At 70.2% G+C, this 12022-nt stretch carries 12 protein-coding genes; 1 reads left to right on the forward strand and 11 read right to left on the reverse strand.

The window, feature by feature from the left end; all coding sequences use genetic code 11:
• Positions 1-96: 96 nt before the first annotated feature.
• The 11 genes from MUB46_RS09840 to rsmI form a co-directional block, all read right to left on the reverse strand.
• The gene (locus MUB46_RS09840; RefSeq protein ID WP_261615728.1) at positions 97-2331 is read right to left on the reverse strand and encodes a PAS domain-containing hybrid sensor histidine kinase/response regulator; all 2235 of its coding nucleotides are present in this window, start codon (positions 2329-2331) and stop codon (positions 97-99) included.
• A 176-nt stretch (positions 2332-2507) separates the two neighbouring features.
• Positions 2508-4040 (reverse strand): YifB family Mg chelatase-like AAA ATPase, encoded by a 1533-nt coding sequence (locus MUB46_RS09845; RefSeq protein ID WP_261615729.1) that lies wholly within the window; start codon positions 4038-4040, stop codon positions 2508-2510.
• Between the two features lie 156 nt (positions 4041-4196).
• Positions 4197-4397, reverse strand: coding sequence for a hypothetical protein (locus MUB46_RS09850; protein ID WP_261615730.1), 201 nt, complete (start codon positions 4395-4397; stop codon positions 4197-4199).
• Positions 4398-4455: 58 nt separating this feature from the next.
• Positions 4456-4887, reverse strand: a complete 432-nt coding sequence (locus MUB46_RS09855; RefSeq protein ID WP_261615731.1) for a potassium channel family protein — start codon at positions 4885-4887, stop codon at positions 4456-4458.
• Between the two features lie 26 nt (positions 4888-4913).
• Complete coding sequence (locus tag MUB46_RS09860) at positions 4914-5507, reverse strand: HdeD family acid-resistance protein (protein ID WP_261615732.1); 594 nt, start codon at positions 5505-5507, stop codon at positions 4914-4916.
• Between the two features lie 146 nt (positions 5508-5653).
• Positions 5654-6604, reverse strand: coding sequence for a ubiquinone anaerobic biosynthesis protein UbiV (ubiV, locus tag MUB46_RS09865; RefSeq protein ID WP_261615733.1), 951 nt, complete (start codon positions 6602-6604; stop codon positions 5654-5656).
• A 2-nt stretch (positions 6605-6606) separates the two neighbouring features.
• On the reverse strand, positions 6607-7647 hold the full coding sequence (gene ubiU / locus MUB46_RS09870) for a ubiquinone anaerobic biosynthesis protein UbiU (protein WP_261615734.1): 1041 nt from the start codon (positions 7645-7647) through the stop codon (positions 6607-6609).
• The gene (gene ubiT / locus MUB46_RS09875; RefSeq protein ID WP_261615735.1) at positions 7640-8218 is read right to left on the reverse strand and encodes a ubiquinone anaerobic biosynthesis accessory factor UbiT; all 579 of its coding nucleotides are present in this window, start codon (positions 8216-8218) and stop codon (positions 7640-7642) included. The genes ubiU and ubiT overlap by 8 nt, the downstream gene beginning before the upstream one ends.
• A gap of 59 nt (positions 8219-8277) precedes the next feature.
• Positions 8278-9225 carry a glutathione synthase gene (gene gshB, locus MUB46_RS09880; protein ID WP_261615736.1) on the reverse strand — a complete coding sequence of 316 codons (948 nt, stop codon included), beginning with the start codon at positions 9223-9225 and terminating at the stop codon, positions 8278-8280.
• 10 nt (positions 9226-9235) lie between these two features.
• Positions 9236-9610 carry a YraN family protein gene (locus MUB46_RS09885; protein WP_261615737.1) on the reverse strand — a complete coding sequence of 125 codons (375 nt, stop codon included), beginning with the start codon at positions 9608-9610 and terminating at the stop codon, positions 9236-9238.
• Entirely contained in the window at positions 9591-10604 is a 1014-nt protein-coding gene (gene rsmI / locus MUB46_RS09890) for a 16S rRNA (cytidine(1402)-2'-O)-methyltransferase (RefSeq protein WP_261615738.1), read from the reverse strand. Before rsmI ends, MUB46_RS09885 begins: the two co-directional genes overlap by 20 nt.
• A 201-nt stretch (positions 10605-10805) precedes the next feature.
• Between rsmI and MUB46_RS09895 the strand changes: the two genes are divergently transcribed.
• Positions 10806-12017: a penicillin-binding protein activator gene (locus MUB46_RS09895; protein ID WP_261615739.1), complete on the forward strand. Its 1212-nt coding sequence runs from the start codon at positions 10806-10808 to the stop codon at positions 12015-12017.
• The last annotated feature ends 5 nt before the right edge of the window (positions 12018-12022 follow it).

Below are 12022 nucleotides of genomic sequence, written 5' to 3' on the forward strand. Positions count from 1 at the left end.
GTCTCGGAATGCCGCCCGAATCGGGCTGACCTCACGTCCCCGCCTTCGACTTAAGAATCATAGTTCGGAGACGGTTCCATGACAATTGCGACACGATCAAGCGCGTCGCAGACGGGGCTTGCTTCGGGACTGGGTGGCCGGCGTGAATTTTTTCAGGCCCTCCGCCAGGACCTCGCGGTCGACGGGCTTGGCCATGAACATGTCCATCCCCGCCTCCAGGCAGGCTTCGCGATCCTCGGCGAAGGCGTTCGCCGTCAACGCGATCATGAAGACCCGGCCCCCTTTCGGGGTGTCGCGTTCGTGGGCGCGGATCTCGCGGGCCGCCGACAGGCCGTCCAGATTCGGCATGTGGACGTCCATCAGCACGATGTCGAAGGGGCGGGCGCGGTCACGCGCGGCACGGACCTTCGCGACCGCCTGCAGGCCGTCGCGCACCCGGGTGATGCGGTGGCCGAGCCGGCGCAAGAGCGCTTCGGTGAGCATCGCGTTGAGGTCGTTGTCCTCGGCGAGGAGGACGTCGAGAGCCGGGCCGACCGGCTCTTCCTGCGGGATCGGCACGGCGGGCCTGCCTTCGCGATTGGCGGCAACGCCAAGCCGCGCGAGCAGCGACTGGCTGCGGATCGGCTTGATGAGATAGCCGGCGAAGCCCCGCTCCATCAGGTCGGACAGGATGCCGCGATCACGCGGCGCCAGCAGGACGATCATGGGAAGCGGGCCGGGTTCGACCGTGTCCGCGAAGGGAAGATCGACGAGGACGGAGTCGAACTTGCCGTTCCCGGCAAGCCTGCGGGCGTACGTATCGGCGCGGGCGACGACGTCGACGCGGGCGCCCTCGTCCTCGAGCACCGATTTCAGCGACTGCCGCAGGATGGGCGAGGGCGAGGCGACGAGAATGTGCCGTCCGACCAGCATGCGCGGCGGCGCCGGGACCCGCTCGGAGGCGACCAGAGGCAGGCGGACGGTGAAGGTGCTGCCGCGGCCGGGATTGCTCTCGACGGTCATTTCGCCGTTCATCGCCGCGACGATGCGCTTGCAGATGGCAAGCCCGAGACCGGCGCCGCCATGCCGGCGCGCGGGGCCGACGTCGGCCTGCTCGAACTCGTCGAAGATGCGACCGAGCGCGTCGTTCGGAATGCCGATCCCCGTGTCGCGGACGCTGATCTGAATACCGCCGGTCTTAGGACCACCGGCGGCGGATATCGCGGTCGCTTCGGACCGGACTTCGATCAGGACACCGCCGCGATCGGTGAACTTGATGCCGTTGCCGGCCAGGTTCACCAGCACCTGGCGCAAGCGGTCGGCATCGCCGCGCATCACGGCGGGCACGTCGCGGGAGACGAAGGCGGCGATCTCCAGGCCCTTCTCGCCGGCGCGCGGGCCGAACAGCTCGGCGACGTCGCTGATGACCTTGGCAAGCGAGAACGGTGCGTCGGCGAGCTCGATGCGGCCGGCCTCGATGCGGGAGAAGTCGAGGATCTCGTCGATCAGGCCGAGCAGCGCCTCGGCCGAGCCGTGCACCGCGCGCGCGTAGGTGGTCTGTTCCTGGGTCAGCCCGCTGTCGAGCAGCAGGTCGGCCATGCCGATGATGCCGTTCATCGGCGTGCGGATCTCGTGGCTGACGGCGGCGAGGAACCGCGACTTGGCCCGGCTCGCCTGTTCGGCGGCGTCGCGGGCGCGGCGCAGGGCGTCTTCGGTGTCCTTGCGGATGGTGATGTCGCGGCCGACGCTCTGGATCTCGACGACGCGGCCGGTGGCGTCGCGGATCGGCGTATCCTGCCACTGGAACCAGCGGTCGCCGACGGCGGTCCGATAGCGGGCATCGAAGGTCAGGCGCGGCATGTCCGGGGAGACGGACGCGTCGCCGGGGTCCTGTGCCGGCTCGAGCGGCACGGGCATGCCGATGGTGCCGACCACCTCCGCCCTCTCGAAGCCGAAGATCCGGCAGAAGGCATCGTTGGCGAAGGTCAGTCGGCCATCGGCGTCGCGGCGCACGATGGCGTCGTCCTGCGCGTCGACCAGGCCGCGCTGGCGGGCCAGGCCCTCCGACAGCTCCCAAATGCGATCCTGGGCGTCCTCGAGCCGGTGCGAAAGCCGCGCGACGGCGGCGTCGGAGTCGGTGCGGCGGCGCCGGTCCCGAGTGACGGTGCGCAGCAGCGCCAGCGACAGCCCGATCAGGCCGGCGGCGGCAATCCAGGGAAGCGGTCCACCGAGGATCAGCGTGACCGGCAGCATCACGGCCAGGGTCAGCGTCGCCGCGTGGATCAGCCGCGCACTGCGGATCCTAGGCGGCCGTGCCGGTAGGCCGGCCTCGGTGAGATCGGGTTCGGTCATTGACGCCACGGCGGTCCTGTCGCTCGGATTCTTCGTCCGAATGGGGCCGATCGTGACGGATCGCGATTAAGCTCAGGTGAGTCCGATCGTATAAAGCCGGGGCAGAGGATTCAGATTTTGGGAAGAAAACGCCTGCGAAACCGTCGCTTTTGCGTAAACGCGCGGCGAGCCCCGCCTCACGCCGCCGCCAGGAGGCCCGAGCCGGCCGCGCGCATGCCGACGGCCTCGGCGATATGGAGGCGGCCGACGGCCTCGGCGCCCTCGAGGTCGGCCAGCGTGCGCGCGACGCGCAGGACGCGATGGAAGCCGCGCGCCGACAGCTTCAACGACTCCGAGGCATCGCGCAGAAGCGCCAGGCCGTCGGCATCGGGCCGGGAGACGTCCTCGAGCAGGCGCGCGGGACAGCCGGCGTTGGTGCGAACGTCGTCGAGGCCGAGGGCGGCGTAGCGTTCGGCCTGCAGCGCCCGGGCGGCGGCGACGCGGGCGCCGACCTCGGCGCTGCCCTCGCTGGGCGGCGGCAGGATCAGATCGGCGGCGGTGACGGCGGGCACCTCCAGACGGATATCGATGCGGTCGAGCAGGGGACCGGAGACGCGAGCCTGATAGTCGGCGGCGCAGCGCGGCCCGCGCCGGCAGGTGTGGCCGGGCTCGCCGGCCATGCCGCAGCGGCACGGATTCATCGCCGCCACCAGCTGGAAACGCGAGGGATAGGTCACCCGATGCATGGCGCGGGCGATGACCGTCTCGCCGGATTCGAGCGGTTGACGCAGCGAATCGAGGACCTGCGGCGTGAATTCGGGCAGTTCATCGAGGAAAAGCACGCCGTTATGGGCAAGCGAGACCTCGCCCGGCCGCGCCTTGGGGCCGCCGCCGACCATCGCCGCCATGGAGGCGGAATGATGCGGCGCGCGGAACGGCCGATCCGCCGACAGGCGGCCGCCGGCGATGACACCGGCGATCGACTGGATCATCGAGACCTCGAGCAGTTCGGCCGGGTTGAGCTTCGGCAGGATCGAGGGCAGGCGCTGGGCCAGCATCGACTTGCCGGCGCCGGGCGGGCCGACGAACAGGAGATTGTGGCCGCCGGCGGCGGCGAGCTCCAGCGCCCGCTTGGCCGTCTCCTGGCCGCGGATCTCGGCGAGGTCGAGCATCGGCCCGGCCTCCTCGCGGATCGCCGGCCGGGGCCGGGAGAGAACCTGCGTGCCCTTGAAATGATTGACGATCTGGATCAGGTCGGCGGGCGCCAGAATCTCCATGTCCGGGCTCGCCCAGGCGGCTTCGGCGCCGCCTTCGGCCGGGCAGATCAGCCCCAGGCCCGCCGCGTTGGCGCCGATCGCCGCAGGCAGCACGCCGCTGACCGGGGTCAGGCGGCCGTCGAGGGCGAGTTCGCCGAGGACGCACCAGCCGGCCAGCGCATCCGCCGGCATCGCCCCGATCGCCGCCATCAACGCAACGGCGATGGGCAGGTCGAAGTGGCTGCCTTCCTTGGGCAGGTCGGCGGGGGCGAGATTGACCGTGATGCGTTTCGGCGGCAGCGCCAGACCGACGGCGGTCAGCGCCGCGCGGACCCGCTCACGGCTTTCGGCGACCGCCTTGTCGGGCAGGCCGACGATGGCGAAGGCCGGCAGCCCCGGCGCGATCTGCACCTGCACGTCGACGCGCCGGGCCTCGATCCCGACGAAGGCGACGGTGGCCACACGCGCAACCATTCCAATCACCCCGCTGTACATCTGGTGTACATCTGGCGCGCCTGTTGACGCAGCGGGAAGCCTACAGCGGGAAACGGCCTCGATCAAGAACAATGAGAGAACATGGCGCGGACGCATGCCGCCCGGCGTAGGCGACCGCCCCGCCAGGCCGCGCCGTCAGCCGACGAGTTCGTCGCGGCGGCGCTTGTATTCCGCTTCCATGACCTCGACGTGGCCGAGCACGTTTTCCAGCGCCTCGCGCTTGGAGTCGTCCTCGCCCTCCTCGGCCCACTGGGCGAACTCCTCGCGCAGCTCGAACAGGACCTCGAGCGCCCCGTTCAGTTCCGCGATCTGCGTCTCCCGGCTCTTGCTGTTCATCGAAGTCCCCCGATCCTCATCGGTTGCAATCCGTTGCCCGGGCCGGCCCGCTCAACCGTCACAGGCGCTGTTCGAGTTCCTTGTAGCTGACCGTCAGCACCTGGAACAACACCGCCGTCGACCAGCCGAACAGCAACACGCCGTTCATCGCCGTCATCGGCCCGAGCAGCTCCCATTGCGGCACGGGCACGATGTTGCCGTAGCCGAGCGTGGTGTAGTTGACGAAGGCGAAGCCGAAATCGTTGGCCTCGCCCGGAGTCGCGCCGACCCACTGGTACAGCGCGCTCCAGACCCCGACCTCGACGATATGGGCGGCCATCAGCACCGCAACCGCCGTCACCATCACGATGACAAGGCGCGCCAGGGCATTGCTGTGGATCGCCTTGACGAAGCGCGAGCCGACGGCGTGAACCAGCACCGCCATCGCGCCGGCATGGATGGCGATATTCAATAAACTGACGCCCGTGCCGACGAGAAGCACGACCAGCATCGGCGCGGTCCTTCCGGTAAACCGTCTCAGGTCGCCGGCAGGTCCTTGGCGGCGAGCGCCGTCATGGTCAGCGCAATGCCGGCGAACAGGAGGTTGATGCCGACCAGGAGCCCGATCGCCCAGGTCGCCGTGTCCGGCCAGCCGGCGAAGATCAGCACCGCCAGCGCGATGTCGATGACGCCGGAGATGATCAGCCAGATCCAGCTCGACGCCAGCGCCTTGCGGAACTCGATGCCTGCGATGAACTGGAACACGCCCTCGACCAGGAACAGGATGATCAGCGCCATGGTCAGCGTCAGCACGCCCTTGAGCGGGTTGGCGACGATGATGAAGCCCACGACCACCGCGAGGATGCCGATCAGGAGCGACCACCAGAACCCCGGCGCCGACCGCGACTGGAACGTGGCGATAACACGGATGATGCCGCCGATGATGAACAGCCAGCCGACGAAGATCGTGGCCGCCAGGGTGGTGACCTGCGGGAGGACAATGGCGATGATGCCGAGGATCACCATGACGATGCCCTGGACCAGAAACAGCGTTCGATGCTTGCGGATCGCATCGCGCGTCTGGGCGGCAAGTTCTTCCTGCGTCGGCAGACCGGCTTCAGGTGCAGACATGGTTTGGCCTCCATTTCCCAGTGATTCGCGCAGACTCTCACGCCGGGGCGCGAGCGTCCAGACCCAATGGCAGCCCGGGCGGCAGCCCGGCGCGGCCGCGCGGCCAAGCTATTCCGGCCCGATCGGGGGCTTTTCGGCGGTCTGAGTTATCGGGTCAGGTCGGCGCCAGAGCGGGCCGGGGCCGAGCCGGTCCGGTGCCAGTGGTTGCCGGGGCGGTGGTGATAGAAGCCGTTGCAGAAGGGGCCGGGAAGATCGAGGCGGCCGATGCGCGCCATCGCCTCCGGCACGTCGATGGCGCGATCCAGCGCGGCGCGGAAGATTTCGGCGACGGCGACCATGTCGCAACTGTGCGGCGACAGGCGGAACCGCGACACGCCCGCGACCCTCAGGTCGGCGAGCTCACCGACGAGATTGAGATATTCGCGCGACAGGGTCTGGATACCGTTGATGGCGAGGAAGGGGCTGCCTTCCAACGTCTTCAGCTCGAGGCCGTCGGGGTCCTTCTCGCAGACGAACAGGCAGCTGTCCCGGGTGCGGTCGTAGACGCGGGCGTGATAGCAGCGCGCCGACAGCGCCAAGGGCATCCGCCCGAACACCTGCGCCTCCAGCGCCACGCCGAGGCCGGCGGCCGTCTCGCCCATCGCCCGGATCGCCTCGGCGGGCAGCTCCGCGGGGACGCAGACGCCGTCGGCGCCCTTGCCGGCGAGGAAGGCCAGCGTGGCCTCGTTGTAGACGTTCATGAACGGGCCGATCCGGTGCGCCCGGCCGGCCAGCGACAACAGCGCCGCGGTGTCGTTGGCCTCGACCGGGAACCGGGCCTGCGCGCACATGGCGTCGATCTGTTTGCGGTCGAGCGCCAGTACCACCTCCGACAAGGTGGACAGCACCACGGTCTTGCCGGCGGCGTCGAGCCGGTCGAGGACGGCGCCGCGGCAACGGTCGAACAGCGGGGCGCGCTTCGAGCAGATCGCCTCGCCGACATAGACGGTGTCGACCGGCGCCTCGTCGGCGATGCGGAAATAGAAGTCCCGCCATTGCTCGGGCTGCCAGTTGAACAGCACCGGGCCGAGTGTGATCTCCGCTTCGTCGCCGCGCACCGCTACCTCCACGTCTTGCCCGCGAACGCCCCCTCGGTCTGCCGGTGGCCCTCGGTCAGGGCCAGCAGCTCGGCGAGCTGCGCGTCGCGGCCGGCCATGATGTCGTCGACGGCGCGTCGGAACGCGGCGACGACCGACCTGACATAGGCGCGGCTGCGCTGTCGACCCTCGATCTTCAGGGCGGTGACGCCGGCGCGCATCAGGTCGGGCAGCAGCGCCGACAGGTTCAGGCTGACCGGCTCCTCGAAGGCGTAATAGGCGCCGTCGCGCGCGCCGCACAGGTAGCGCCCCTTGCAGATGGTCGGGTAGCCGGCGCTTTCGCCGGCGGCGAAGCGATCGATGACGAACGGACCGAGCCGCGTCGTCAGGGTGTGCCGGGCGTCTTCCTCGTAGCGCACGTCGGCGGCCGGCGAGCAGACGCCGTCCATGTTGGTCGACACGCCGGTCACGTAGTTGGTGAGGCTGCAGCGGCCCTCGGCCATCATGCCGATATTGCCGAAGACGAAGGCCTCGATCTCGCAGGGAATCTGGTGGTGGATCGCGGCGATCTCGGCCACCGTGAGGATGCGCGGGAGCACCACGCGCTTGACGCCGACCTCCCGGCAGAAGAACCGGATCGCCTCCGGCGAGGAGGCGCCGGCCTGGACGGAGAGGTGCAGCCGAAGATCGGGATAGGTGCGGGCGGCGTAATCGGCCACGCCCATGTCGGCGACGATGAGCGCATCGATGCCGAGGCGGGCGCCGAGATCGACCGCATCGCGCCAGATCGCGAATCGCCCGGCCGGCGGGAAGGTGTTGACGGCGAGAAGAACCTTGGCGCCGCGGGCATTGGCGTAGTCGACCGCCGATTCCAGCTCCGCCGGGGTGAAGTTCAGGCCGGGAAAGTTGCGGGCGTTGGTCTCGTTCTGCAGCCCGCAATAGACGGCGTCGGCGCCGGCGTCGACGGCGGTCCGCAACGCCGCCGGCGTGCCCGCCGGGCACACCAGATCGGGGCGGACGAAGCCGTCGGTCATGCCTGTCTCGGAACTCGGCGCTTCACTCATGCCTGCTCCCTTGCCTGTTTCGGGCGGCAAGCGCGCGCAGGGCGGCGACGGCGGTGGCGGCCGGCCGCGACAGGAGCCCGAAGGACGACAGCACGCTGTCGAGCGCGCTGCCCTCGAAATCGTCCAGCGCGTTGCGCAGCGCCACCACCGCCTCGGTATCGCCGCCGATCCGGAGATCGCGGGAGAAGAACAGCGCGTCGCCGTCGAGCGAGCCGTCGATCATCTCGAGCAGATCGAGGAAGGTCCCGGCGATCACGGCGTCGTGGTGCGGGTGCTCGTGCCGCCGGTGGGCCTTCAGATAGGGGCTCGTCGCATCCGGCCGCAGCACCAGGACGAACGGCAGGTCGCGCGGATCGATCAGGTAATATTTCCCGGTATGGGGGCCGAGACGGGCGAACAGCTCCGGGCGGGTGCGGGCGACATGGGCCGCGATCCGGTTGAACAGCGGTTGCAGCACGGCGAGAGGCACCGCGGCGAGCAACACCGCCGGGATATCCCTGACGAAGGCGGGCAGAGGCGGAGACGAGGACTGGGCGCGCGCCGGAACCGACATGGACGGCAGGCTAGCCAACGCATCGGCCGGCGCACTTGACCGAAGTCAAGCGGGCGGTCCGGCGCGGACCGGACCGCCTATTTTCCCTTGCGGATCGCCTCGATGCGGTCCCACACGAGGGCGGCCGCATCCGGTCCGCCGAGTTTCTTCACCGCGCGCACGCCGGTCGGCGAGGTGACGTTGATCTCGGTGAGATTGCCGCCGATCACGTCGATGCCGACGAGCAGGAAGCCACGCTCCCTCAGCGCCGGGCCGATGCGCTCGCAGATCTCGCGTTCGCGCGCGCTCAGATCGGTCGCCCGCGCCGCGCCGCCGCGCACCATGTTGGAGCGCAGGTCGTTCTCGGCGGGCACGCGATTGACCGCGCCGGCGAACTCGCCGTCGACCAGCAGGATGCGCTTGTCGCCGTCCTTCACCTCGGGCAGGAAACGCTGGACCACCCAGGGCTCGCGGAAGGTGACGGCGAACAGGTCGTAGAGCGAGCCGAAGTTCAGGTCCTCGCGGGTGATGCGGAACACCGCACCGCCGCCGTGGCCGTAGAGTGGCTTCATCACGATGTCGCCGAACTCGGCGCGGAACGCCTCGATCTCGGCGCGGTCGCGGGTGACCAGCGTCGGCGGCATCAGGTCCGGGAAATTCATCACGAAGAGCTTTTCCGGCGCGTTGCGGACATGGGCCGGATCGTTGACCACCAGCGTCTTCGGGTGGATGTGCTCGAGCAGATGGGTCGCGGAGATGTAGTGCATGTCGAAGGGCGGATCCTGCCGCATCAGGATCGCGTCGAAGTCGCTCAGGCTGCGCCGCTCGTAGTCGCCGAGGCCGTAGTGGTCGCCTTCGATGTCGCGCACCTCGACGGGGGCGACCAGGGCCGAGACCGCACTGTCGCGCATCGCCATCGTATCGGGATTGTAGTAGCTCAGGGCGTGCCCGCGCGCCTGGCCTTCGAGCATCAGCGCGAAGGTGGTGTCGCCCTGGATCTTGATCGTCTCGATCGGATCCATCTGCACCGCGACTTTCAACATCATGACCCTTCCCTCACGCTTCCGCCTCGAACGCGCCGGCGATCCGCCGCGGCCACGACCACGGCGACCACAGCACCACGTCGAAGCGGACCGTGTATCGGGCATGATCGGGGTGGCGCGCAAGCCACCAGCGGGTGGCATCGAGAATTCGCCGCCGATTTCGCGCCGTGATCGCGAAGGCCGCGTCGGCGGCGGTGGCGCGCAGCTTCACCTCGACGGGCACCAGCGTCCTGCCGCGCAGCACGATGAGATCGAGCTCGCCGACGGGGGTGCGCAGGCGGCGGGCGAGCGGCCGGTAGCCGCGCGAAAGATAGAGCAACACGGTCGCGGTCTCCGCGAGCCGGCCGAACCGTTCCGAGCGCCGGCGATCAGCCGTCGTCCTGGCCATCCCGGCCCTTCCCATCCCGACCCTTCCCATCTGGGCCATTCCCATCTGTGCCCTTCCCTGGCACACGGCCCCCGGCGCCCAGGTCGAGGGCCCGGCGATAGAGATCGGCGCGTTTGCGACCGGTTTCGGCGGCAAGCTCGGCGGCGGCGCGCTTGACGCCGATCTCGGCCGCGCGGGCGGCGAGCCGGTCGTCGATCTCGGCGTCCGACAGCGACGGCACAAGGCTTCCCGGCGCGGGCGGGCCGATGATCAGCACGATCTCGCCCTTCGGCGCGCCGTCCTCGGCGCGTTGCGCCGCCAGGTCGGCCAGCGTGCCGCGCGCGACCGTCTCGTAGCGCTTGGTCAGCTCGCGGGCGAGCGCGGCCGGGCGGGGCCCGAGACCGTCGGCGAGATCGGCAAGCGCGGCGGCGACCCGGTGCGGCGCCTCGTAGAGGACGAGGGTGCCGTTTATGCCGGTAAGGTCGGCGATGCGGGCGCGCCGGGCCGCCTGTTTCGGCGGCAGGAATCCCTCGAACCAGAAGCGGTCCGCCGGCAGGCCGGCGACGACGAGACCGGCGAGCACCGCCGAGGCGCCGGGCACCGCGTAGACCTCGCGCCCCCCGGCGCGGGCGGCCTCGACCAGCCGGGAACCGGGGTCGGACACCAGCGGCGTGCCCGCGTCGGTGACGAGGGCGACGATCTCGCCGGCGGCGAGCCGGGCCATCAGCTCGGGCCGGCGCGCCTCGGCATTGTGCTCGTGATAGGACAGGAGCGGTGTCGACAGGCCATAGCGGCTCATCAGCTTGCGGGTGACACGGGTGTCCTCGCAGGCGACGACGTCGGCGCGGGCGAGGATGCGGAGCGCGCGCAAGGTGATGTCGGCGAGGTTGCCGATCGGCGTCGCCACCACGTAGAGGCCCGGCGGGTCGGAGGGTGCGTTGGCGATCGCCGCCAGCACCGACGCGGAGTCCGGAGACCGGCGTCCGGCCGCGCTGTCCTGCTCCTGATCCCGCATTCTCCCGTCCCGCTTTCTCTCGCGCCCGGATCCCACGCCGGCCGCGAACCTAGCATGCGCGGCACACGGCGTCGCATTCCCACAACGAGGGTTTGATTCCAAGCCCTTCGCCACTACCATTGGCACGGGACAAACGTCACGACCGCCGCCAAGGGCGGGCACCGTGACAGCGGGGATTTCACGCAGGGGATTTTGCGTACAGTGTTTGCGTTCTTCAAAGGGAGCGCCGCTCGCGGCGGCGCCATCTCGCGGCGAGCCTTCGGCGGCCTGGCGGTCGCCGCCAGCCTTGCCGTGCTCACCGGGTGCGGACAGGGTGTCGGACCGGGGCTCGGCCCGACCATGCAGCCGACGGGCGATGCGATCGGCAGCGGCTCGATCAAGGTGGCGCTGCTGTTGCCGCTATCGGCGACCGGCAATGCCGGGACGACCGCCAAGGCGATGCAGAACGCCGCCGAGCTGGCGCTGTCCGAGATCCCCTCCGCCGACATCCAGCTCGTGCCGCTCGACACGCGCGGCACGCCGGAGGGCGCGCGCAGCGCCGCCCAGACGGCGGTGGCCGGCGGCGTCAGCCTCGTCGTCGGCCCGCTGTTCGCGGCGGAAGTGAGCGCGGTCGCGCCGATCACCAAGGCGGCGCGCATCCCGGTTCTGGCCTTCTCCTCGGACGCCAACGTCGCCTCGCAGGGCGTCTATCTCCTGAGCTTCCTGCCGGAGACCGACGTCGACCGGGTCGTGTCCTACGCCGCGCGGCAGGGCAAACGTTCCTTCGCCGCGCTTCTGCCGCAAGGCGCGTACGGCTCGGTCGTCGAGGCCGCCCTGCAGCAATCGGTCTCGGCGAATGGCGGCCGCGTCGCCGCCGTCGTGCGCTACGACACCGGCGCCGAGGCGCTGAAGGCCTCGGTCGCGCAGCTCGGCGGAGTCGTCGGCGGCACCAATCCGCAGGCCGACGCGCTGCTGATCCCCGAAGGCCACGCGGTCTTGCCGACGCTGACGGCGGAACTCGCCAATGCGCAGATCTCGTCGCGGCGCGTGCAGCTGCTCGGCTCGGGACAGTGGAACGACGAGACCGTGTGGCGCCTGGCCGGCCTCAACGGCGGCTGGTTCCCGGGGCCCGACCCGGCCGGCTGGCAGGCGTTCGTGGCCAAGTACCGCGGGCGCTACGGCGTCGTGCCGCCACGCAACGCCACGCTCGCCTACGACGCGGTGACGCTCGCCGCGGCGCTGGCGCGGATCGGCGGCACCGCGGGCTTCAGCGACCAGACGCTGACCAATCCGGACGGCTTCTCCGGCGTCGACGGCATCTTCCGCTTCCGCGCCAACGGCACCAGCCAGCGCGGCCTGGCGATCTTGGAGGTCCAGAACGGCTCGGCCACGATCCGCCAGCGGGCGCCGGCCTCGTTCGGGGCTGGCGGCTAGGCCTC

Origin of the sequence: Microbaculum marinisediminis, assembly GCF_025397915.1 — a bacterium.
GTDB lineage: Bacteria > Pseudomonadota > Alphaproteobacteria > Rhizobiales > Tepidamorphaceae > Microbaculum > Microbaculum marinisediminis.

What these genes read in the sequence shown, in the direction of transcription:
- MUB46_RS09840 (WP_261615728.1), bottom strand. Translation starts at nt 2,331, where the DNA reads ATGACCGAACCCGATCTCACCGAGGCCGGCCTACCGGCACGGCCGCCT.
- MUB46_RS09845 (WP_261615729.1), bottom strand. Translation starts at nt 4,040, where the DNA reads ATGGTTGCGCGTGTGGCCACCGTCGCCTTCGTCGGGATCGAGGCCCGG.
- MUB46_RS09850 (WP_261615730.1), bottom strand. Translation starts at nt 4,397, where the DNA reads ATGAACAGCAAGAGCCGGGAGACGCAGATCGCGGAACTGAACGGGGCG.
- MUB46_RS09855 (WP_261615731.1), bottom strand. Translation starts at nt 4,887, where the DNA reads ATGCTGGTCGTGCTTCTCGTCGGCACGGGCGTCAGTTTATTGAATATC.
- MUB46_RS09860 (WP_261615732.1), bottom strand. Translation starts at nt 5,507, where the DNA reads ATGTCTGCACCTGAAGCCGGTCTGCCGACGCAGGAAGAACTTGCCGCC.
- ubiU (WP_261615734.1), bottom strand. Translation starts at nt 7,647, where the DNA reads ATGAGTGAAGCGCCGAGTTCCGAGACAGGCATGACCGACGGCTTCGTC.
- gshB (WP_261615736.1), bottom strand. Translation starts at nt 9,225, where the DNA reads ATGATGTTGAAAGTCGCGGTGCAGATGGATCCGATCGAGACGATCAAG.
- MUB46_RS09885 (WP_261615737.1), bottom strand. Translation starts at nt 9,610, where the DNA reads ATGGCCAGGACGACGGCTGATCGCCGGCGCTCGGAACGGTTCGGCCGG.
- rsmI (WP_261615738.1), bottom strand. Translation starts at nt 10,604, where the DNA reads ATGCGGGATCAGGAGCAGGACAGCGCGGCCGGACGCCGGTCTCCGGAC.